The sequence below is a fragment of the Streptomyces sp. NPDC006510 genome (genome assembly GCF_040611955.1).
Taxonomy (GTDB): domain Bacteria; phylum Actinomycetota; class Actinomycetes; order Streptomycetales; family Streptomycetaceae; genus Streptomyces.
In genome coordinates, this window is record NZ_JBEXPH010000017.1 from 1 (window position 1) to 20647 (window position 20647).

Sequence of the window (20647 nt, forward strand, 5' to 3'; positions counted from 1 at the left end):
CGACCGTCGCGCCAGCAGGGATGACCGCCCACCGGCAGGGGGTGACCGGGGGCGTGGTCTGCGGCCCGCCACCGGCCCCCTGTCGCCGGACGCTCCGGTAGCTGCCCGGGATACCCCGCAGGCGGCCTTCGCGCCGGCAGCGGGCGGGCCCGAGGCTCCCTCGGGCCCGCCCGCACCAGGTCGTGTCCACACCAGGGCCCGTCCGCAAAGAAGTCAGCCCCGGACCGGCCACCACGGGCGGCCGGTCCCGGGCATACGTGAGGGGCGGCCGCCACCACGCGGCCGCCCCTCACCCAAGTGTGTCCGAGGGCCTACTGACCCTGCTCGTCGCGGCGGCGCTGCCACCGCTGCTCGATGCGGTTCATCACGGTCCGGCGCTGCCTGGGCCGACCGCGCTCGCCGCTGCCTCCGGCTGCCGGATGTTCGCCCGGTTTGGGTGCCTTGCGCCAACCAGTGACCGCCAGGACCGCACAGCCCAGCATGACGAGAAAACCCACCACGCTGATCCAGATCTGCTGGGCGACCATTCCGGCCATGAGGAGCGCGATACCTACCAGGAAGCCTGCGACCGCCTGGTAGACCCGTCGCCGGGTGTACGTACGCAGCCCGCTTCCCTCGAGCGCTGTCGCGAACTTGGGATCTTCGGCGTACAGCGCTCGCTCCATTTGCTCGAGCATTCGCTGCTCGTGCTCCGAGAGCGGCACGGAGTCCTCCTCGTCGTCGGCCGCGGGGGGCGGCCGGTATGCGGCCCTTCCAGGATAGGCAGGGAATCGCCCCCGTGAAACCCGCCTTCTTGCCCATCAGCCAGTCCGGGCCGCCACAACGGCTCAGCTGCTGAGGCGTTGATTCCCCAACCTCCGATCCGTCATGCCGGATGGTGTCCCCCGATCATACGGGGCGCAGCCCCCGATCGGGGGGCCTGGTGCGTACTCCGTCTGCCGCTGCGTCGCTGATCAGCCGCGCTGCGGCCGGGCCGCCACCGGACCGGACCGCGCTCAGGCGCGCTTCGTGCCCAGAACGTGCAGCTGCGTCGCGACCGAGTGGAAGGCGGGCAGCTCGGCCGCGGCGGACTCCAGCTTGAGCAGGGCCTCCACCGCACCGGGCTCCGTGTCCACCAGCACGCCCGGCACAAGATCCGCGAAGACCCGCACGCCGTGGACCGCACCGACCTCGACATCGGCCCCGGAGACCAGCTCGGTGAGCTGCTCCGCGGTGTAGCGCCGGGGCACCGGGTCTCCTTCGCCCCAGCGGCCCGCCGGGTCGCTGAGCGCCTGCCGGGCCTCGGTGAAGTGACCGGCGAGCGCGCGGGCCAGGACGGCACCGCCGAGCCCGGCGGCGAGCAGGCTGAGCGCACCGGACGGCCGGAGCGCTGCCACGGCGTTGCGTACGCCTTCGGCGGGGTCGTCCACGTACTCCAGGACGCCGTGGCACAGCACCGCGTCGTACCCCCCGCGCTCGACCACCTCGAACAGGCCGTGGATATCGCCCTGGACACCGCGGACCCGGTCGGCGACCCCGGCCTCGGCCGCGCGGCGCTCCAGCGCGAAGAGCGCGTTGGGGCTGGGGTCGACGACGGTGACGCGGTGGCCGAGACGGGCAACCGGCACCGCGAAGTTGCCGGTGCCGCCGCCGGTGTCCAGGACGTCCAGGGCGTCCCTGCCGGTCGCCTTCACCCGGCGGTCGAGGGCGTCCTTGAGGACCTCCCAGACCACGGCGGTACGGAGGGAGGCGCGGGGGCGCAGCTGGTCCGACACGACAGATGACTCCTCGGCACGGTGCCGCCGCTGACGGCGGAGCGTGAACAGTGCAGGTGGTACGAGCAATACCCACCCTATTGCCTCGCGCCGCCGCTGCCGTCATCCCGCGTCGGGCCGCTCCCTCCTGGCCTGTGGGAGCACCGGCTGGAGCACCAGCAGCCGCTCGACCAGACGCAGGAACATCGCCGCGTCCCGCAGCAGGTCGTCGGCGTCCCGCCGGCTGGCCGCACCCGGGATCCCGGCTTCCGCGCGGGCCCTGCGGCGGGCGCCGGAGGCGAAGAGCGCGCTCCATTCGGTCAGCTCGGGGGCTATTTCGGGCAGGACCTCCCAGGCGCTGCGGATGCGCTCCCGGCGCCGCTTGGACGTCTCCGGGCGGCCCCGCGCGGCGAGCACCGCGGCCGCGGTGCGCAGCGCTGCGAGGTGGGCGGTGGCATACCGCTCGTTCGGCACATCGAGAACGGCGGCCTCGTCGAGGCCGGTGCGGGCCTGGGCGAGCAGATCGAGGGCGGCGGGCGGCGCCGTGGTGCGGCGCAGAACGGGGTGGACATCGCTTGCCGGGCCGGTCAGTGAGGGGGCAGGGCCGTCTGCGCGGCGCCGGGGTGCGGCTGCTGCGGACGAGTGGGCCATGACGAAACCTCCTGTCTCGTGTAACGGCTCCGTGGCCGTATGTATCCATCGTGAGGGGCACCACTGACAATTGGTCTCGACCCCTCCCTGACCTGCCCTTTTGCTTCGTCCGCAAGTTCGGGCTACCTTTTTGGACTGACCGGTCAGTCCAAAACAAGGGGGAGGGTCTGTGGACAGCCCGCACGGGGCATCCGTCACCGCCGAGGACTTCGGCCTCAAGGGGCCGCGCGGCTGGGCCTTTCAAGGCATGGGGATCGATGCCGGGCCCGGTTCTCTGGTGGCCATCGAGGGCCCGTCCGGCTCGGGCCGCACCTGCCTGCTGCTCGCTCTCACCGGCCGGATGCGCCCCACCGAGGGCCGGGCGAAGGTCGGCGGACTGCGCCTGCCGCGCAAGATGGCCGCCGTACGCCGCATCGCCGCACTGGGCCCGGTCCCCGGGGTCAGCGAGCTCGACCCGGCCTTCACCGTCGCCGAGCACCTGCGCGAGCGGGCCCTGCTGCAACGCCGCTTCGACGGTTCGCTGCGCGCCCTGCTGCGCCCGCGTGCCGAGCGGATCGCCACTGCCCAAGGGCGGATCGACGCGGCGCTGGACGCCGCCGGACTCGACCCGGCCACCCTGCCCAAGGCCGAACGGACCTCCGTACGGGACCTGGAGCGGCTGGAGGCGCTGCGGCTCTCCGTCGCCCTCGCACTGATCGGCAACCCCCGGCTGCTCGCGGTGGACGACACCGATCTCAAGCTCTCCGACGCCGAACGCGCAGAGGCCTGGGACCTGCTGCGGTCCATCGCGGACAGCGGCACGACCGTGCTCGCCGTCTGCAGCCAGGCGCCCGAGGACGCCATCACCCTGCGCATGGTCAGCACGGACGCCACCGGCAGCACGGACAGCACCGACAACGCAGACAGCACCGACGGGGCCGGCGTGAGCAGCGCGGACGACGGCACGACCGGGGAGAACACGACCGAGGAAGGAACGGCCGATGCGTTCGCCGAGACTGGCCGCGCTTGAGCTCAAGCGTTTCGGCAGGGGAAAGCTGCCGCGCGCCGCACTTGTCGCGCTGCTCCTCCTGCCGCTGCTCTACGGCGCGCTGTACCTGTGGTCCTTCTGGGACCCGTACGGCCGCCTCGACAAGATCCCCGTCGCGCTGGTCAACAACGACAAGGGCGCCACCGCGGCCGGCAAGCGCGTCTCGGCCGGCGACGAGATCACCGGCAAGCTCCTCGACTCCAAGGTCTTCGACTGGCACGAGGTGAGTTCCGCCGAGGCCGACAAGGGTGTCGAGGACGGCACGTACTACCTCTCACTCACCATGCCGTCGGACTTCAGCAAGCGGATCGCGTCCAGTTCGGGTGACTCCCCCGAGACCGGCGCCCTCCAGGTGCGGACCAACGACGCCAACAACTACATCGTCGGGCAGATCTCCCGAACGGTCTTCTCCGAGGTGCGCACCGCCGCGTCGACCAACGCCTCGCGCGGTTTCTACGACCGGATCTTCATCAACTTCTCCGACCTCCACGACGCGACGGCGAAGGCCGCCAAGGGCGCCGACGACCTCAAGGGCGGCATCGGCAAGGCCAAGAAGGGATCGCAGGATCTCGCGGACGGGCTGAAGGACGCCAAGGCCGGCAGCGGCCGGCTGGCCGGCGGGATCGTCAAGCTGAACAAGGGCGCGGGCGACCTCGAAACCGGCTCCCGGCAGGTGGCCGACGGCACTCAGCAACTCGCCGACAAGGTGAACGGGGTGGCGGCGGACGTCCGCCCGTTCCTGAAGGACAACGGCAAGTCGATCGGCGACACCGCCCGACTGGTCTCCGATTCCTCGAAGACCGTGCGGGACAACCTTGACCTGCTGGTGAAGGCGGCACCCACCGCGGCCACCGCCGCGCACACGGCCTCCGACGACCTGGCCGAGATCTACCGCACCAGTTGCACCGACGAGCCGGTCCCCGACGCCACCGTCTGCCCGCCGCTGAAGCGCGCCAAGACCGCGGCGGCCGATGTCGCCGGCGTGGCCGACGATGTGAACGTGCTGGTGACCAACCAGAACGGTGATCTGAAGAAGCTGCGCACCCAACTGACCACGCTTCAGCGGCAGGCCGACGACCTGGCCGAGCGTGCGCCGCACCTGGACGAGGACCTGAAGTCCGCCGTCAAGAAGATCAACGCACTCAACACCGGCGCCCACAAGGTCGCGAAGGGGGCCGACGACCTGCACACCGGCCTGGCCACGGCCCGGACCGGCTCCGCCGACCTGGACTCCGGCGTGGGCGATCTCAAGAAGGGCGCGACGAACCTGGACGGCGGGCTGATCCGGCTCGGCGACGGCTCGACCACCCTCGCCCAGGGGCTCAACGACGGTGTCGGCAAGATCCCCGACTACGACAAGAAGGACCGCGACGCCCGTACGGGTGTCATGGCCGACCCGGTGCAACTGGCCTCCCAGTCGCTGCACGCGGCCCCCAACTACGGCACCGGCTTCGCGCCGTACTTCATCCCGCTCTCCCTCTGGGTCGGCGCGATGGTGGCCTACATGCTGATCCAGCCGCTCAACCGGCGTGCGCTCGCCGCCGGGGCCTCCGCCTGGCGGATCGCCTTCGCGGGCTGGCTGCCGGTGGCCGCGATCGGCCTGCTGCAAGTGGCCGCCCTGATGTCCGTACTGCACTGGGGACTCGGTCTGCAGATGACCCGCGCAGCCGGGACGGTCGGCTTCCTGGCACTGGTGACCTGCTGCTTCGCGGCGATCGTGCAGTGGCTGAACGCCCGGTTCGGAGCCGCGGGACGGATACTCGTGCTGGCGGTGCTGATGCTCCAGCTGACCTCGGCCGGCGGAACGTATCCCGTCCAGACCAGCCCCGGGTTCTTCAACGCGATCCACCCCTACCTGCCGATGAGTTACGTCGTCGAGGGGCTGCGCCGGCTGATCACGGGCGGCGGCCTGGGCCCGGTCTGGCAGGGCAGTGCGGTGCTGCTGGCCTTCACGGTGGGGGCGCTCGCCCTGACCGCGGTCGCCGCACGCCGCAAGCAGGTGTGGACCCTGGACCGGCTCCACCCGGAGCTGAGCCTGTGAGCGCGCCGGAACCTGTGAGAATCGGGGTCATGGAAAGCAGTAGCACCACGCGTCGCCGGGCCACCCGGCAGAAGCTCTACGAGGCGGCCGTGACTCTCATCGCCGAGAAGGGCTTCTCGGCGACCACGGTGGACGAGATCGCCGAGCGCGCCGGGGTCGCCAAGGGCACGGTCTACTACAACTTCAAGAGCAAGACCGAGCTCTTCGAGGAGTTGTTGCGGCACGGCGTCGGACTGCTCACGGCCTCGCTGCGCTCCGCGGCCGAGGAGACCGAGGGTCGCGGCGGCACCCGGGTCGAGTCCCTGGACGCGATGATCCGGGCCGGTCTGGTCTTCATCGACCGCTATCCGGCCTTCACCCAGCTCTACGTCGCGGAGCTGTGGCGCACCAACCGGGCCTGGCAGGGAACCCTCCTGGTGGTACGTCAGGAAGCCGTCGCGGTGGTCGAGGGGGTGCTGCGCGAGGGCGTGGGCAACGGAGAGCTGAGCGAGGAGATCGACATCCCGCTCACGGCCGCCGCGCTGGTCGGCATGGTGCTGGTGGCGGCCCTGGACTGGCAGGCGTTCCAGCCGGAGCGTTCGATCGACGACGTGCACTCGGCGCTGTCGCTGCTCCTGCACGGGCGGGTCAGCGGGCGCTGACCCGCCCGGCCGGGAGCGTGGCAGCACGGAAGACGCCGGCCCGGAGAGGCTCGATCCCCCCGAGCCTCCGCCGGACCGGCGTCTTCCGTGCTGCCGGAGAGCCTTCCCCGTGACCCCGTTCTCCCCCGTGGTCCCCGGGCCCTCCGTTGTGATCCCCCGCTCCGGAGGGAGCGCCGCGACCGTTCCGCCGCCCCGTGCCGGCGGTACCGGAGCCGCGCTCCTTCCGTGTGTTCCACTCTCCCGTCCGCGCAGGTGGGAACCCATCCGCACAGCTACTCATCTCCTCGCCTAGGTACGGATACTCAGAGCTGCGCACCGAACCCCACCCCGGGTGTTGCTCCATCTGGTTACGATCGCGTCCGTGTCCGTACTTCCTCTGGTGTTCACAAGCGGCTGGGCCAGCGGGATCAACGCTTACGCGGTGGTCCTGCTGCTCGGTGTGTTCGGCGCGACCGGTCTGACCGACGAGGTGCCCGCGTCGCTGCAACGCACCGATGTCCTCGTCGTGGCCGCGGTCCTCTTCCTGTGCGAGGTGGTGGCGGACAAGGTCCCGTACATGGACTCGGTCTGGGACTCGGTGCACACCGTCATCAGGCCGGTCGCCGGTGCCGTCGTGGCCGCGCTGCTGGCCGGCGAGAGCGATTCGCTGCCGCAGCTCGCGGCCGCTGCGGTCGGCGGTTCCACGGCGCTGATGAGCCATCTGGTGAAGGCGGGCACCAGGATGGCGGTCAACTCCTCCCCCGAGCCGTTCAGCAATATCGCCGTGAGCATCGCCGAGGACCTGGGCGTCGCCGGGATCGTCACCTTCGCGATATTCCATCCGGTGGTGGCCGCGGTCATCGCGGGGACGCTGTTGTTGCTGGGCATGGTGACGGTGGCCTTCCTGGCCTCCAGAATCCGCCGGTTCCTGCGCCGAAGAGCTCAGCGGCGGGAGGAGAAACGCCTGGCCGGGACGGGTTCGCACTGGCCGGCGGAGTGACTGTCGGTGGTGGCCGTTAAGGTCACTGACATGGCACGTATTGCGGTGATAGGCGCCGGGATGGGCGCGATGGCGGCGGCCGCCAGACTGGCCGTGGCAGGCCACCGGGTGACAGTGTACGAGCGGTCGGAGACCTTCGGCGGTTCGGTCGGCCGGTATGCCCATGAGGGCTTCGCCTTCGACACCGGTCCGGCGCTGCTGCATCTGCCCGCCGTCTACCGCGACTTGTTCGTGAAGACCGGCAAGGAGCCGCTGGAGCGGTGCGTCACCATGACCCAGGTCGATCCGGCGAGCCGTCATCTGTTCGCCGACGGCACGGCGGTCTCGCTGCCGAATGCCTCACGGGCCGGGGTCGTCTCCGCGCTGGACGACGCGCTCGGTGGCGGTGCCGGCGCGGCCTGGGGCGGGTTCCTGGACCGGGCGCGCGATGCCTGGGACCGGTCCCGGCGTCCGCTCCTGGAGGAGCCCCTGCGCCCCGACCGGCAGGTGCTCGGCCGTGATCCGTATCCGGCGCTCCGGCAGCGCCGCCTGCTGCGCTCCGCCCGGCAGGCGGGCACGGTCGCGGAGATCGGCGCGTGGGAGCTGGCGGACCCCCGGCTGGCCGCGCTCCTCGACGGATACGCCCTGTCGTACGGGCTCGACCCGCAGCGCGCACCGGCGGCGGCCGCCCTGCTGCCGTACATGGAGGAGACCTTCGGCAGCTGGTACGTCTCCGGTGGGATGCGGGCCCTGGCGCAGGCGGTGTACGAGCGGTGCCTGGCCCGGAAGGTGGAGTTCGTCTTCGGCGGCGAAGTGGCCCGGGTCGTCGAGAAGGACGGCCGGGCGACGGGCGTCGAGCTGGTGGACGGGACGGTCGCCGAGGCCGGCCATGTGGTGCTGGGGGCCCGGCCGTGGCCGGGCCTGGTGCCCGGTCAGGAGCTGTGGCAGGACGACGATGTGACGGCGCGTCCCCGGCCGGGACAAGGGATGGTGCCGGGCCGGTTCCTGATGCTGCTCTCGTTGCGCGGCGCCCGGCCCTCGGACACCGTGCACCGGACGCTGGTGCATCCCGAGGACGGCGCGGCGGAGCGCGAGGCGGTGTTCGGCGGACGGCTCGCCGAGCGCCCCACGGTGACGGTGCTGCGCCCGGACGACCCGTCGACCCGCCCGGACGACGCGCACGAGGCGGTGACGCTGATGGCGACGGTCGCCCCGCACGGGGCGGTGGACTGGACGGACCCGGCGCTGCGCGAGCGGTGCGCCGATTCGCTGATCGAGGCGGCGGCCGCGGCCGTGCCCGGGATACGGGAGCGGCTGCTCCGCGCCGAGGTGCGGACGCCGGCCGAGACGGCTGCCGAGACCGGCGCCGAGGGCGGTTCGGTGCCCGCGCCCGCGCTGGCCGGGGCGGGCGGAGCGTATCTGCGTCCGGGCAACCGCACCCGGCTGCCGGGGCTCTACGCCGCGGGCGGCTGGTCGCATCCGGGCGGCGGGCTCGCCCACGCGGGCATGTCGGGGGCGCTGGTCGCCGGACTGATCGTGGAGGGCGACGGCTTCCGGGGCTCGCAGTGACCCGGTGGGCCCGCTGCCGAACCCGTCCGGTCCGGCGGCCTGCCCGTCGTCAGTAGCGGTACTGCTCTTCGTCGTAGCCGTTGCCGTTGTTGTAGCCGTTCGGGTACGGGGCGGGCTGTGCGGGCTGTTCCGGGGGTGTGACCGGGTACTGCTCGCCCTCGCGCTGCTGAGGCACCCAGACACCGCCCGGCGGGGTCTCGGGAGCGTACTGCTGGGCGTAGGGGTCGGCGGTGTACTCCTGCCGGCCGCCGAAGCTGTCGTAGCCGTTGCCGTAGCTGTCGTACGCGTCGTACTGCGCGGAGCCGCCGGTGGTGCCGGTCCCGATGTACGGGTCGGAGTAGGCGGCGTACTGCTGCCGTTCGGTGCCGTAGTCGTACTGCCCGGCGAGCGGGTCCTGACCGGCGTGCGTGTCCTGGCCCGGCGCCCCGTACCCGGAGGGGTCGGCGTACGGGTCGTAGGCGGCGTACTGGGGCTGCTGCCGGGGCTGCTCCTCCTGGCTCCCCTGCTGCGAGTGGTGTTGGTCGGAGTAGACGCCGTACTGCCCGGTGTCGTCCGGCATCGGCTCGGGTGCGTAGACCGCGGCCGCCGGAGCCTCGGCGTCCGCGCGCTGCGGGGCCTGCTCGTCGTACGCCATCTCCAGGTCCGACACCTGGAGCGTGGGCCCGCGGCCCTCCCGGTCGCGGCCGCCGCGGCGACGACGGCTCTCGCCGGGGCGGCCCCCTATGGCCCAGCCGGTGGAGAAGCCGCGCCGGAAGGAGAGCGTGACGTACGTCTGGCCGGTCGCGAAGGCGATCGTGCCGAGGACGATGACGAGCACCGACGGCATCAGCACGCCGACGACCACGCAGCCGAAGCCCGCGAAGGCGAGCAGACGCCAGCGAAGGCGCGCCTTGTACTGCAGGAGCACCTCGCCGAGCAGCCACAGCGCGACGATTCCGAACGCGATGTAGAGGACCGTCCAGCCCATGCCCGCCCCCTCCTACGGCCACCGCCCCGGGTCACGGCGGGTACGGCCGGTCACGACTGCTTGTGCAGTCCGAGATTCTCGTAGATTTCGAGCGTCGCCGTCGAGTTGTTGAGCGTGATGAAGTGCAGTCCGGGCACACCCTCGGATCGCAGCCTCGCGCAGAACTGAGTTGCGAAGTCGATTCCAATGGAGCGTACAGCGGCGGGATCGTCCTTGGCGGCGAGGATCCGTTCTTTCAGGGACGAGGGGAAAGACGCGTTGCTGAGCTGCGCAAACCTGTCGAGCTGCTTGACGCTGGTCAGCGGCATGACTTCGGGGATGATCGGGGTTTCGCAACCCGCAGCGACCGCACGGTCACGCATACGCAAATAGTCCTCCGGATTGAAGAACATCTGGGTGATCGCATAGTCGGCACCGGCACGGCACTTGTCCACGAAATGCCGGATGTCGGTGTCCCAGTCGGTCGATCTCGGGTGCTTCTCGGGAAATGCCGCGACGCCGACACAGAAATCACCGGATTCCTTGATGAGCCGGACGAGATCGGCCGCGTACCGCACGCCCTGCGGGTGCTCGATCCACTCACCCATCGGGTCGCCCGGCGGGTCTCCGCGCACGGCGAGGATGTTCCGGATCCCGGCGTCCGCGTACTGTCCGATCATGTTGCGCAGCTCGGCGACGGAGTGGTTGACCGCCGTGAGGTGAGCGACCGGGGTGAGGGTGGAATCGGCCGCGATCTGCTGGGTGGCCTTCACCGTGCCGGCCCGGGTGGAGCCGCCGGCCCCGTACGTCACGGAGACGAAGCTCGGCCGCACCGCCTCGACCCGGCGCAGCGCGTTCCAGAGGTTCCGCTCGCCCTTCTCGGTCTTGGGCGCCCAGAACTCGAACGAGTACGAGGTCTTGCCGGTCGCGAGGAACTCACGCACCGTGCGTGCGTGATCTGTCCTGGTGGATGGTGTGCCAAGGGCCATACGGGCAGGTTAACCAGAGCGCGACGACCGAAGGACCGGACCAGCGTGAATTGCCCGAATTGACTGGTTGTTTGTCCATCCTTCGGACAGTCGGCCGGATATCGCCTCCGGGCGGCCGGCCCGATCACGCCTCGGCGCGCGCCCGGATCCTCCTGGCCAGCTCGGCGGTGGCGGCGGCCGGGTCGGTGGCCTCGGTGATCGCCCGGACGACGACCACCCGGCGGGCACCGGCGTCCAGCACCTCGTCGAGATTACCGGCGTCGATCCCGCCGATGGCGAACCAGGGGCGCGGCCGGCCGAGCGAGGCGGCGTACCGCACCAGGTCCAGGCCCGGGGCGTGCCGTCCGGGCTTGGTCGGAGTGGGCCAGCAGGGGCCGGTGCAGAAGTAGTCCACGCCGGGCTCGGCGACGGCCGCGTCGACCTCGGACACGGCGTGTGTGGAGCGGCCGATCAGCACGTCCTCGCCGAGGACGGCGCGGGCGGCGGGCACCGGCAGGTCCCCCTGGCCGAGGTGCAGCACATCGGAGCCGATGGCATGGGCGACGTCGGCCCGGTCGTTCACCGCGAGGAGCTTGCCGTGGCGCCGGCACGCCTCGGCGAGGACGGCCAGGTGGTCGAGCTCCTCGGCCGCCTCCATGCCCTTGTCCCGGAGCTGGACGATGTCCACCCCGGAGGAGAGGACGGCGTCGAGGAACGCGGGGAGGTCGCCCTGGCGCCTGCGGGCGTCCGTGCACAGATAGAGCCGGGCATCGGACAGCAGCGCGCGAGGCGTGGACATGGTGCGGTTCCCCCCTGGGAGAGCGTCGTGGAGCGGTTGTCACCGGGCAGTGCGGGACGCGGGCCGCGCGGTGTCGCGCGGCCCGCCCCTCACATGCGGCCGGCGGTCAGACGGCGAGCGCCTGGGCGCGGCGCTTCACCTCCGTGCCGCGATTCTCGCTCAGTGCCTGGGCGGGGGTACCCGGCAGGGTCGGGTCGGGGGTGAAGAGCCACTCCAGCATCTCTTCGTCGTTGTAGCCGTCGTCCCTCAGGAGCGTCAGGGTGCCGGAGAGGCCCTTGACCACCTTGTTGCCGTCGATGAAGGCGGCAGGCACCTGAAGCGTCCGGTTCTCACCACGTCGTACGGCGATCAGCTGGCCCTCCTTGACCAGCTGCCGCACGCGCGTCACCTCGACATCGAGCATTTCGGCGATGTCGGGCAGGTGGAGCCAGGCGGGGACGAGAGCATCGATCTTTGCGTCAATCTCGGTCACGGGTACAAGCCTGCCATCCCGCGCTGACAGCCGATACCCGGACTCAGCCCTTCAGGGCCTCGCGGACCACGTCGGCGACCCGGCAGGGGCTCTGCCGGTCGCCGGTGACCCAGCCGTGCGCGGTCGTCAGGGAACGCGAGTAGCAGGCCCCGGTGTCGGTGGTGCCCCGGTACGTCTCGGACGACGCTCCGTCCGCGGCCCGGACGGTGCCGTTCTCGCGGACGAGGCTGCCGGTCGAGTCCACGGTGTCGTCCGTGACCGCGTCCGTGCGCCACCGGTGCGCGGAGCCCGTCCTGGACGTGTCGAGGAGCACTCGGCGCTGGGTGACGGCGGCGTTCAGTTCGTAGTTGTTGTAGTCGCCGTAGAGCGGGATGTCCATGTCGACGTCGATGGGGTAGGACCAGGCGTGCCGCCGGGCCTCGGTGTGCCCGCCGGTCCTCGTCGTCACCGTGGTGGCGCCGTGGTCGCGCTGGTGCATCGTCTGCTGCTGGCCGGTCCTGGAGACCGTGTCCTCGTTGGTGTACGAGAAGTCCTGCTCGACGGTGGTGGCGACCCGGCCCTTCGAGGTCCGGACGTAGCCCGAGATCTTCCAGGCTCGTCCGGTCGACACGGCGACATGGGTGGAGCCGTCGGCGCGCGGGGTCTGGACGGTCTTCACCACCGGCTCGTCGGTGAGCGTGTCGACGGTGACCCTGCCGCTCGTACGGGCCGCGTGCGCGTCCGTACGGAGGAAGAGCGAACCGTCGACGATCCAGCTGTCGGCCGCGCCGTACGGGGTGATGCTGATGGTGTGCGGCCTGCCGTCGGCCAGTTCACCGGCGAACGGGGTGAGGTCGATGTCGTACGCCTCGGTCCTGAACTGGTCGATGGCCGGGACCGGCCGCCACAGGGTCGGCACGATGCCGCCGGAGTAGACCACGGGGTACGGCTGGGCGAGACCCGCGGGCCGCCCGTCCACGGCGATCTGCACCTCGCGGTAGGGGCCGCCGCCGCAGAGATAGTCCGGGGCGGTGGCGGCGAGGTCGCTGGGGACCGCGTCGAACCACTGCTCGTCGCAACCGCCTCCGCGTGCGTACACCTGGAGGCGCGCGCCGGTCAGATTGCGCGGGAAGGTGACGTCGGTGTTGGTGGAGCCGCCCTTGCCGACGCTCATCCAGGGGGCGCCGGCGGACCCGGTGTCGCCGAGGGGGACGATCCGGTCGGCCGTTCGCGCGGCCGGGTGGCGCTTGTCGGCCCGGTAGTACGTGATCGTCAGCTTGACCTTGTACACACCGGTGTAGGTGTCGTTGACAACGTTGCCGAGGTCCAGCTGGAGCTTCTGCGGGTCCTTGAGGAGCGGCGCGAATTCGGTGACGTCCTTGGCGACGTGCCAGCTGATGCCGTCCTCGTCGGGCTCGGCGGTGCTGGTGCGGAAGATCTCCGCGCCGCCGACGAACACCCCTGCGAGACGGTCGTACTGACGCCCCTTCACACTGGCCGACCAGTCGAGAACGACCTTGCTCCAGGGGCCCGCGCACTTGTCCGGCGGGGTGAGCGTGGTGGTGTACGGCGGCCCGCCGAGGGTGTTGCCGAAGTCGTGCTCGACGGCCGTCACGGCGCAGTGTTCGGTGTCGGGCCGGGAGACCGGCGGCAGCGCGTCGACCGGGTCCTGGTAGTCGACGGCCGGGTTGGATCCGGGCTTCGGGGCACTGCCCGCGTTCGCCGGGACGGCGAACGCGCCGCCGGCCAGGGCGATCGAGGCCGAGACCACGGAGATCCGGCGCAGGGCGCGGACCCATCTGTGTCGGGGCATGTACTTCCTTCGGAAAACGAGTCGGTGATCCGGAATCAGGGATCCAAAAGATGCACAGTGCACCAATCTCGGTCGCCGCCCAAGGGGTTGCCCGCATACCGGACACCCCCGTGCGCCCTGCGGCACGCTACTGACGGATCGCCGACTTCAGCGGTACGGAGGGATCGGCGGCCCGCGTCGGATCGAGCCGCGCCCCCGCCTCGATGAGCTTGCGCCCCTGCGCCAGATCGCGCGGACGGCCGACGGCGAGAACCGCGACCAGCACGCCGTCGCGCAGCCAGCACACCGACCAGGCGGGGTCCGCCGGATCGCCGCGCCACAGCAGGGTGTCGGCGCTCCCGTGGTGGCCCGCGTACTGCACGAACCGGTCGAACTGCTCGGACCAGAAGTACGGAACGGGGTCGTACGTCATCGGCGCCGGGCCGTCACCGGCGGCTGCCCCGATGATGTTGGCGGCGGCGGTGCGCGGGCCCTGGAGCGCGTTGTCCCAGTGGTGGACGAGCAGGCGCTCGCCGTACCGGGCGGAGGGGAACGAGGCGCAGTCGCCGACCGCGTACACATCGGGCTGCGAGGTGCGCAGCGCCTCGTCGGCGGTCACCGATCCGTCGGGGCCGAGTGCGATGCCGGAGCCGGCCAGCCAGCCGGTGGCGGGCCGGGCGCCGATTCCGACGACGACCGCTCCGGCCGGGAGCGTACGGCCGTCGGCGAGGATCACCCGGCCCGGCTCGACGCGGGCGACCCGGGCCCCGGTGAGGAGTTCGGCGCCGCTCTGCGCGTACCAGGCGGCCATCGGGGCGGCGACCTCCGCGGGCATCGCGCCGGCCAGCGGCCGGTCGGCGGCCTCGACGACGGTGACCGCGCAGCCCGCGGCGCGGGCCGCGGTGGCGAACTCGGCACCGATCCAGCCCGCGCCGACGACCACGACGCCGTGCTGCTCGTCGAGGACCGGCCGCAGTCGTGCCGCGTCGTCGAGGGTACGCAGCAGATGGACGCCGGGCACCCCCTCGACCCCGGGCAGGACGACGGGTTCGGCACCGGTCGCGATCACCAGGACGTCGTAGGGGACAGGGCCCGACGCGGTGTCCAGCTCATGCGCCGCGGGCCGCACACCGGTGACTTCCCGCCCCAGTCGCAGATCGATCTCCAGCGCCTCGAAGTCGATGTCGAAGGCGGAGTCCTCGGCCTTGCCGAGCAGCACCGCCTTGGACAGCGGGGGCCGGTCGTAGGGCTGATGCGGTTCGGCGCCGAGCAGGGTGACGGGGCCGGTGAAGCCCTGCTCCCGCAGGGCCACCGCGGTCTGCACCCCGGCCATGCCCGCGCCGACGATGACGACGCGGCGTCCTGCCCGCCGGTCCGGCTGCTCTGACTGCTGCTGATCGCTCACCCGTACACCTTAAGCACCTGACAGATCGTCAGGAAAGGGCGAGTTCCTCGACGGTGCTCGTCCCACTGCCCTCCTGCGACTCCCACTCCCACCGCTCGTCCAGCCGGACCCGGCCGTCCGCGAGGTCGACGACGGTGGAGACACAGTGGCCGGAAGATGTCGTTCCGTCCTGCTTCAGCTGGACGTACCGGAAGTCGAGGGTGTCGCCGGCCCGGGTGCCGACGAGATGGCCGCGCACCACGTCGCCGCCCGTGTAATCGGCCCAGATCCGGCCGTCTTCCTCGTGGTACGTGAAGCGGGTACGGGTACCGACCTGGCCGGGCGCCTGGTCGGCGACCGGTGCCAGGACGAGTCCGTCGAGCGAACGGGCCACGGTGGCTGCTCCCTTACTGGTCCGGGGGGACGGGGTTTAGGGTGGCCAACGTAAAACACTCGCGGGAGCCCGGACGCACCGGGCTGAGAGGGAGGCTGGGGCGGCCTCCGACCGTACGAACCTGATCCGGGTCATGCCGGCGAAGGGAGGGGCTGGAAGCCCATGCGTTCTTCTCGGAACGGAAACGGATCCGATGTCCTGGTCATCGGGGGCGGGATCATCGGCCTGGTGATCGCCTGGCGGGCCGCGCAGCGCGGACTGCGCACGGCGGTCGCCGATCCCGAACCGGGTGGCGGTGCCGCCCGAGTGGCGGCCGGCATGCTGGCCGCCGTCACCGAACTCCACTACGGCGAACAGCTGCTGCTGGGTCTCAACGTCGCCTCCGCCGCCCGCTATCCGGCCTTCGCCGCCGAGCTGGAGGCGACGAGCGGGCAGGAGACCGGCTTCCGTGCCTGCGGCACCCTGGCCGTCGCGCTGGACGCCGACGACCGCGCCCATCTGCGGGACCTGCACGCCCTGCAGCAGCGGTCCGGCCTGGAGTCGGAGTGGCTCACCGGCCGTGAGTGCCGCCGTCTGGAGCCGATGCTCGCGCCGGGCGTCCGGGGCGGTCTGCGGGTCGACGGCGACCACCAGATCGATCCCCGCCGGCTGGCCGCCGCCCTGCTGACCGCCTGCGAGCGGGCCGGGGTGGTCTTCCACCGCGACTGGGTGGAGCGGCTGAGCGTGGTGGGCGACCGGGCCGCCGGAGCGGTGCTCGCCGGGGGCACGGAGCTCGCGGCCGACCAGGTCGTGCTCGCCGCGGGCAGCCTCAGCGGCCGGCTGCCGGGGCTGCCGGACGAGGTGGTGCCGCCGGTCCGGCCGGTGAAGGGCCAGGTGCTGCGGCTGACCGTGCCCGCCGGGTACGCGCCGTTCCTGAGCCGGACGGTCCGGGCCGTGGTCCGGGGCAGCCATGTCTATCTCGTACCGCGTGAGAACGGCGAACTGGTCATCGGCGCCACCAGCGAGGAAATGGGCTGGGACACCACGGTCACCGCGGGCGGTGTCTACGAGCTGCTGCGGGACGCCCACGAGCTGGTCCCCGGCATCACCGAGCTGCCGCTCACCGAGACCCTGGCCGGCCTGCGCCCGGCCTCCCCCGACAACGCCCCGCTGCTCGGCCCCACCGCCCTGCCCGGCCTCCACCTCGCCACCGGCCACCACCGCAACGGGGTGCTGCTCACCCCCGTCACCGGTGACGTCATGGCGGAGCTCCTCACCACCGGCGAGCTGCCCGAGCAGGCCCGCCCCTTCACCCCGCACCGTTTCCCTTCCGCCGCCGTCTCCGTATGTCAGGAGCAGCCCGCATGACCGAGCCCGCACCCCGCCCCGTGCCGGCGTCCCTCTCCGTGTCCGTGAACGGCGAGGTCCGGGTCCTCGCCGCGGGCACCGCCCTGGACGCCCTGGTCGCCACCCTGACCGCCGCGCACTCCGGCGTCGCGGCCGCCGTCAACGAGACCGTCGTACCGCGCGGCCAGTGGTCCGCCACCGCCCTCCTCGACGGTGACCGCGTCGAGGTCCTGACCGCCGTCCAGGGAGGCTGACCATGTCGGACGATCTCTTCACCCTCGGCGACACCGTCTTCGGCTCCCGGCTGATCATGGGTACCGGCGGCGCCCCCAGCCTCGACGTGCTGGAGCGCTCCCTGACCGCTTCCGGCACCGAGCTGACCACCGTCGCGATGCGCCGCCTCGATCCGACCGTGCGGGGCTCGGTGCTCTCCGTCCTCGAACGGCTCTCCATCCGCGTGCTGCCGAACACGGCGGGCTGCTTCACCGCGGGCGAGGCCGTGCTGACCGCCCGGCTGGCCCGCGAGGCGCTCGGCACCGACTGGATCAAGCTGGAGGTGGTGGCCGACGAGCGGACCCTGCTGCCCGACCCGATCGAGCTGCTGGACGCCGCGGAGATCCTGGTCGACGACGGCTTCACCGTGCTGCCGTACACCAATGACGACCCGGTGCTGGCGCGCAGGCTCCAGGACGTGGGGTGCGCGGCGGTCATGCCGCTCGGCTCCCCCATCGGCTCCGGGCTCGGCATCCGTAATCCGCACAACTTCCGGCTGATCGTCGAGCAGGCCCGGGTGCCGGTGATCCTCGACGCGGGCGCCGGTACCGCCTCCGATGCGGCGCTCGCGATGGAGCTGGGCTGCGCGGCGGTGATGCTGGCTTCCGCCGTGACCCGGGCCCAGGAGCCCGAACTGATGGCCGCGGCGATGCGCCACGCGGTGGAGGGCGGGCGGCTGGCGTACCGGGCCGGCCGGATTCCGCGCCGCCACTTCGCCGAGGCCTCGTCGCCGGTGGAGGGGCGTGCGGTGCTGGACCCGGAGCGCCCGGCCTTCCGAGCCGCCGGTACGGCGTGAAGAACGTGTCCCTGTCACGGCTCGGCTGCAGTACGGCCCCGGGACCGCCCCGGCCCGTGAGCCGTGTCCGTGGCGGCTCGTAGACTCGCCTGCGTGGATACGACCCTCCAGGACCCTCTCGTCGGGCAGCTGCTCGACGGCCGCTACCGCGTCGATGCCCGCATCGCCGTGGGCGGCATGGCCACGGTCTACCGGGCCGTGGACACCCGGCTCGACCGGGTGCTCGCCCTCAAGGTGATGCACCCGGCACTGGCGACCGACGCCTCGTTCGTCGAGCGCTTCATCCGCGAGGCCAAGTCCGTGGCCCGGCTCGCGCACCCCAATGTGGTCGCGGTCTTCGACCAGGGCGCCCAGGGGCAGTACGTCTACCTGGCGATGGAGTACGTCGCGGGCTGCACCCTGCGCGACGTGCTGCGCGATCGCGGCGCCCTGCAGCCGAGGGCCGCCCTGGACATCCTGGAGCCGGTCCTCGCCGCCCTCGGCGCCGCGCACCGGGCGGGCTTCGTGCACCGCGACATGAAGCCGGAGAACGTCCTGATAGGGGACGACGGCCGGGTCAAGGTCGCCGACTTCGGGCTCGTACGGGCGGTGGGCGCCGTCACCAACACCACCGGGTCCGTTCTCGGCACGGTCTCCTATCTCGCCCCCGAGCAGATAGAGGCCGGCACGGCGGACACCCGCACCGATGTGTACGCCTGCGGCGTCGTCCTGTACGAGATGCTGACCGGGGCCAAGCCGCATGCCGGCGACACCCCCGCCCAGGTCATCTACCAGCATCTCAACGAGGCAGTCCCACCGCCGTCGGCCGCCGTCCCGGGGCTCCCGGCCGAGCTCGACGACCTGGTGGCGAGCGCCACCGCCCGAGACCCCGAGGTCCGCCCGTTCGACGCGGTGGCGCTGCTCGCCGAGACCCGCGAGGCCCGCTCCGGCCTCACCGACGCCCAGCTGGACGCCGTACCGCCGCAGGCCACCGCCGAGGTGCACGACGCCGCCGAGGACCGCACCAGCGTGATCCCGCGGCTGCTCCCGGTCGGCCAGGGCGTCTCGCACCACACCAGCAGGCTGGAGATGCCCCCGCCCGCGCCGCCGCGGACCACGGCGCAGGACCGGCGCCGCCGCGGGCCGCGGCGCTCGGTGATCGCCGCAGTCGTCGCCGTGCTGCTGGCGCTGGGGATAGGCACCGGTGTCTGGTACATCAACTCCGGGCAGTTCACCCGGGTCCCCCCGCTGCTCGGCCAGACCCAGCAGAACGCCGAGCAGCGGCTCTCGAAGGCGGGTCTGGAGCTCAAGGGCGTCAAGCGGGCCTACAGCGACACCGTGGACCGCGGCAAGGTCATCAGCAGCGACCCGGAGTCCGGCGCCCGCGTCAGGGGCAACGACGCCGTGACGCTCGTCGTCTCGCGCGGTCCCGAGATCGTGAAGGTGCCCGATCTCCAGGACCTCTCGGTCGCCGACGCCAGGCACGAGCTGAAGAATGCCGGCCTGGTGCCCGGCATGGTCACCAAGGAGTTCAGCGAGGAGACGGTACGGGGCGATGTGATCCGTACCGACCCCGTGGCGGGCACCGAGCGGCACCCGGACTCGGCGGTCGCCCTCTTCGTCAGCAAGGGTGCTCCGGTGGACGTCCCCGACGTCACCGGGCTGTCCGTCGAGGACGCCACCGCCGCGCTGGCGGAGGAGGGGCTGAAGGCCGAGGTGCTGCCCCACCGGGTCAATTCCCCCGAGGACGCGGGCGACATCGCCCGGCAGTCGCCGGGCGAGGGCACCGAGGCCGCCGAGGGCGACACCATCGAACTCACGGTCTCCGACGGGCCGCGGATGATCGACGTCCCCGACGTCACCGGCAAGGACGTCGACGAGGCCAGGAGCGAACTGGAGGACGCGGGCTTCGCGGTCAAGGTCGACCGCCCGTTCCTGTCCTTCAGCGACACCATCGCGAGCCAGTCCGTCGACGGCGGCGAGCAGGCCCCCGAGGGCAGCACCATCACCATCAAGACCAAGGGACTCTAGATCCACATGCGCAACCCAGTCGGCGGCCATGTTCCGGTGGCCGGCGGCCTCGCCAAGGTCGGCCTCCCCTACGCCCGCGAGATGGGGGCGGAGGCTGTCCAGGTCTTCGTCGCCAACCCGCGCGGCTGGGCGACCCCGGTCGGCAACCCGGCCCAGGACGAGCGGTTCCGCGCCGAGTGCGCCGCCGAATCCATACCGGCGTACGTCCACGCCCCGTATCTGATCAACTTCGGATCGCACACCGGGGCAACGGTCGAGAAGTCCGTGGAGTCGCTGCGCCACTCGCTGCGCCGGGCCCGCGAGATCGGCGCCCTCGGCGTCGTGGTGCACACCGGATCGGCGACCGGCGGCAGGCCGCGCGAGCTGGCCCTCGCGCAGGTACGCACGCACATGCGGCCGCTCCTGGACGAGCTGACGCACGACGACGACCCGTATCTGCTGCTGGAGTCGACCGCCGGGCAGGGGTTCTCGCTCTGCTCGCGGACCTGGGACTTCGGCCCGTACTTCGACGCGCTGGACGCCCACCCCAAGCTCGGCATCTGCCTCGACACCTGCCACATCTACGCGGCGGGCCACGACCTGACCGGCCCGGCGGGCATGCGGCAGACCCTGGACCTGCTGGTGGCGACGGTCGGCGAGGGCCGGCTGAAACTGATCCACGCCAATGATTCCAAGGACGTGGTGGGAGCCCACAAGGACCGGCACGAGAACATCGGCGCCGGGCACATCGGCGAGGAGCCGTTCCGTGAGCTCTTCTCGCATCCGGCGACCGCCGGCGTACCGCTGATCATCGAGACACCCGGCGGCAAGGAAGGCCACGCGGCGGATGTGGCACGGCTGAAGGGACTGCGCGACCTGGGCTGAGATGCCGTGCGGGCCCCTGGCGCC

At 71.9% G+C, this 20647-nt stretch carries 20 protein-coding genes and 1 riboswitch; of the genes, 10 read left to right on the forward strand and 10 right to left on the reverse strand.

All coding sequences use genetic code 11. The features are described from left to right. Positions 1-311: 311 nt before the first annotated feature. From ABZY11_RS08175 to ABZY11_RS08185, 3 genes are all read right to left on the reverse strand, one after another. Complete coding sequence (locus tag ABZY11_RS08175) at positions 312-704, reverse strand: DUF3040 domain-containing protein (RefSeq protein WP_356478345.1); 393 nt, start codon at positions 702-704, stop codon at positions 312-314. 291 nt (positions 705-995) lie between these two features. Then, complete coding sequence (locus ABZY11_RS08180) at positions 996-1754, reverse strand: methyltransferase (RefSeq protein WP_356478346.1); 759 nt, start codon at positions 1752-1754, stop codon at positions 996-998. Positions 1755-1856: 102 nt separating this feature from the next. Beyond that, complete coding sequence (locus ABZY11_RS08185; protein ID WP_356478347.1) at positions 1857-2384, reverse strand: SAV_6107 family HEPN domain-containing protein; 528 nt, start codon at positions 2382-2384, stop codon at positions 1857-1859. A gap of 169 nt (positions 2385-2553) precedes the next feature. Here ABZY11_RS08185 and ABZY11_RS08190 point away from each other — a divergent pair, with 169 nt between their 5' ends. The 5 genes from ABZY11_RS08190 (at position 2554) to ABZY11_RS08210 (ending at position 8620) form a co-directional block, all read left to right on the forward strand. Beyond that, positions 2554-3393: an ATP-binding cassette domain-containing protein gene (locus tag ABZY11_RS08190; protein ID WP_356478348.1), complete on the forward strand. Its 840-nt coding sequence runs from the start codon at positions 2554-2556 to the stop codon at positions 3391-3393. After that, positions 3365-5452 carry a YhgE/Pip domain-containing protein gene (locus ABZY11_RS08195; protein ID WP_356478349.1) on the forward strand — a complete coding sequence of 696 codons (2088 nt, stop codon included), beginning with the start codon at positions 3365-3367 and terminating at the stop codon, positions 5450-5452. Before ABZY11_RS08190 ends, ABZY11_RS08195 begins: the two co-directional genes overlap by 29 nt. Positions 5453-5481: 29 nt before the next feature. Next, complete coding sequence (locus ABZY11_RS08200) at positions 5482-6093, forward strand: TetR/AcrR family transcriptional regulator (protein ID WP_356478350.1); 612 nt, start codon at positions 5482-5484, stop codon at positions 6091-6093. Between the two features lie 361 nt (positions 6094-6454). Next, positions 6455-7072, forward strand: a complete 618-nt coding sequence (locus ABZY11_RS08205) for a DUF4126 domain-containing protein (protein ID WP_356478351.1) — start codon at positions 6455-6457, stop codon at positions 7070-7072. 30 nt (positions 7073-7102) lie between these two features. Further along, positions 7103-8620, forward strand: a complete 1518-nt coding sequence (locus ABZY11_RS08210) for an NAD(P)/FAD-dependent oxidoreductase (protein WP_356478352.1) — start codon at positions 7103-7105, stop codon at positions 8618-8620. A gap of 49 nt (positions 8621-8669) precedes the next feature. Here ABZY11_RS08210 and ABZY11_RS08215 read toward each other — a convergent pair whose 3' ends face one another. The 7 genes from ABZY11_RS08215 to ABZY11_RS08245 form a co-directional block, all read right to left on the reverse strand. Beyond that, the gene (locus ABZY11_RS08215; RefSeq protein WP_356478353.1) at positions 8670-9587 is read right to left on the reverse strand and encodes a hypothetical protein; all 918 of its coding nucleotides are present in this window, start codon (positions 9585-9587) and stop codon (positions 8670-8672) included. Between the two features lie 50 nt (positions 9588-9637). Then, positions 9638-10555, reverse strand: coding sequence for a methylenetetrahydrofolate reductase [NAD(P)H] (gene metF, locus ABZY11_RS08220; RefSeq protein WP_356478354.1), 918 nt, complete (start codon positions 10553-10555; stop codon positions 9638-9640). 124 nt (positions 10556-10679) lie between these two features. Next, entirely contained in the window at positions 10680-11333 is a 654-nt protein-coding gene (gene thiE / locus ABZY11_RS08225; protein ID WP_356478355.1) for a thiamine phosphate synthase, read from the reverse strand. Positions 11334-11439: 106 nt separating this feature from the next. Beyond that, positions 11440-11805, reverse strand: a complete 366-nt coding sequence (locus ABZY11_RS08230) for an Rv2175c family DNA-binding protein (RefSeq protein ID WP_266420400.1) — start codon at positions 11803-11805, stop codon at positions 11440-11442. A gap of 43 nt (positions 11806-11848) precedes the next feature. Then, complete coding sequence (locus ABZY11_RS08235) at positions 11849-13597, reverse strand: peptide-N4-asparagine amidase (protein WP_356478356.1); 1749 nt, start codon at positions 13595-13597, stop codon at positions 11849-11851. 127 nt (positions 13598-13724) lie between these two features. Beyond that, positions 13725-14909, reverse strand: coding sequence for an FAD-dependent oxidoreductase (locus ABZY11_RS08240; RefSeq protein WP_356478408.1), 1185 nt, complete (start codon positions 14907-14909; stop codon positions 13725-13727). 100 nt (positions 14910-15009) lie between these two features. Further along, positions 15010-15354, reverse strand: a complete 345-nt coding sequence (locus tag ABZY11_RS08245) for a hypothetical protein (protein ID WP_356478357.1) — start codon at positions 15352-15354, stop codon at positions 15010-15012. Positions 15355-15405: 51 nt separating this feature from the next. Next, positions 15406-15519, forward strand: a riboswitch (TPP riboswitch). Here ABZY11_RS08245 and thiO point away from each other — a divergent pair. The 5 genes from thiO (at position 15517) to ABZY11_RS08270 (ending at position 20623) form a co-directional block, all read left to right on the forward strand. Beyond that, complete coding sequence (gene thiO / locus ABZY11_RS08250) at positions 15517-16701, forward strand: glycine oxidase ThiO (RefSeq protein WP_356478358.1); 1185 nt, start codon at positions 15517-15519, stop codon at positions 16699-16701. It overlaps the preceding riboswitch by 3 nt. Further along, positions 16698-16934 carry a sulfur carrier protein ThiS gene (gene thiS / locus ABZY11_RS08255; protein WP_356478359.1) on the forward strand — a complete coding sequence of 79 codons (237 nt, stop codon included), beginning with the start codon at positions 16698-16700 and terminating at the stop codon, positions 16932-16934. Before thiO ends, thiS begins: the two co-directional genes overlap by 4 nt. 2 nt (positions 16935-16936) lie before the next feature. Continuing rightward, positions 16937-17749, forward strand: coding sequence for a thiazole synthase (locus ABZY11_RS08260; protein ID WP_356478360.1), 813 nt, complete (start codon positions 16937-16939; stop codon positions 17747-17749). A gap of 93 nt (positions 17750-17842) precedes the next feature. Further along, positions 17843-19759 (forward strand): Stk1 family PASTA domain-containing Ser/Thr kinase, encoded by a 1917-nt coding sequence (gene pknB / locus ABZY11_RS08265; protein WP_356478361.1) that lies wholly within the window; start codon positions 17843-17845, stop codon positions 19757-19759. Positions 19760-19765: 6 nt separating this feature from the next. Then, positions 19766-20623 carry a deoxyribonuclease IV gene (locus ABZY11_RS08270; RefSeq protein ID WP_356478362.1) on the forward strand — a complete coding sequence of 286 codons (858 nt, stop codon included), beginning with the start codon at positions 19766-19768 and terminating at the stop codon, positions 20621-20623. The last annotated feature ends 24 nt before the right edge of the window (positions 20624-20647 follow it).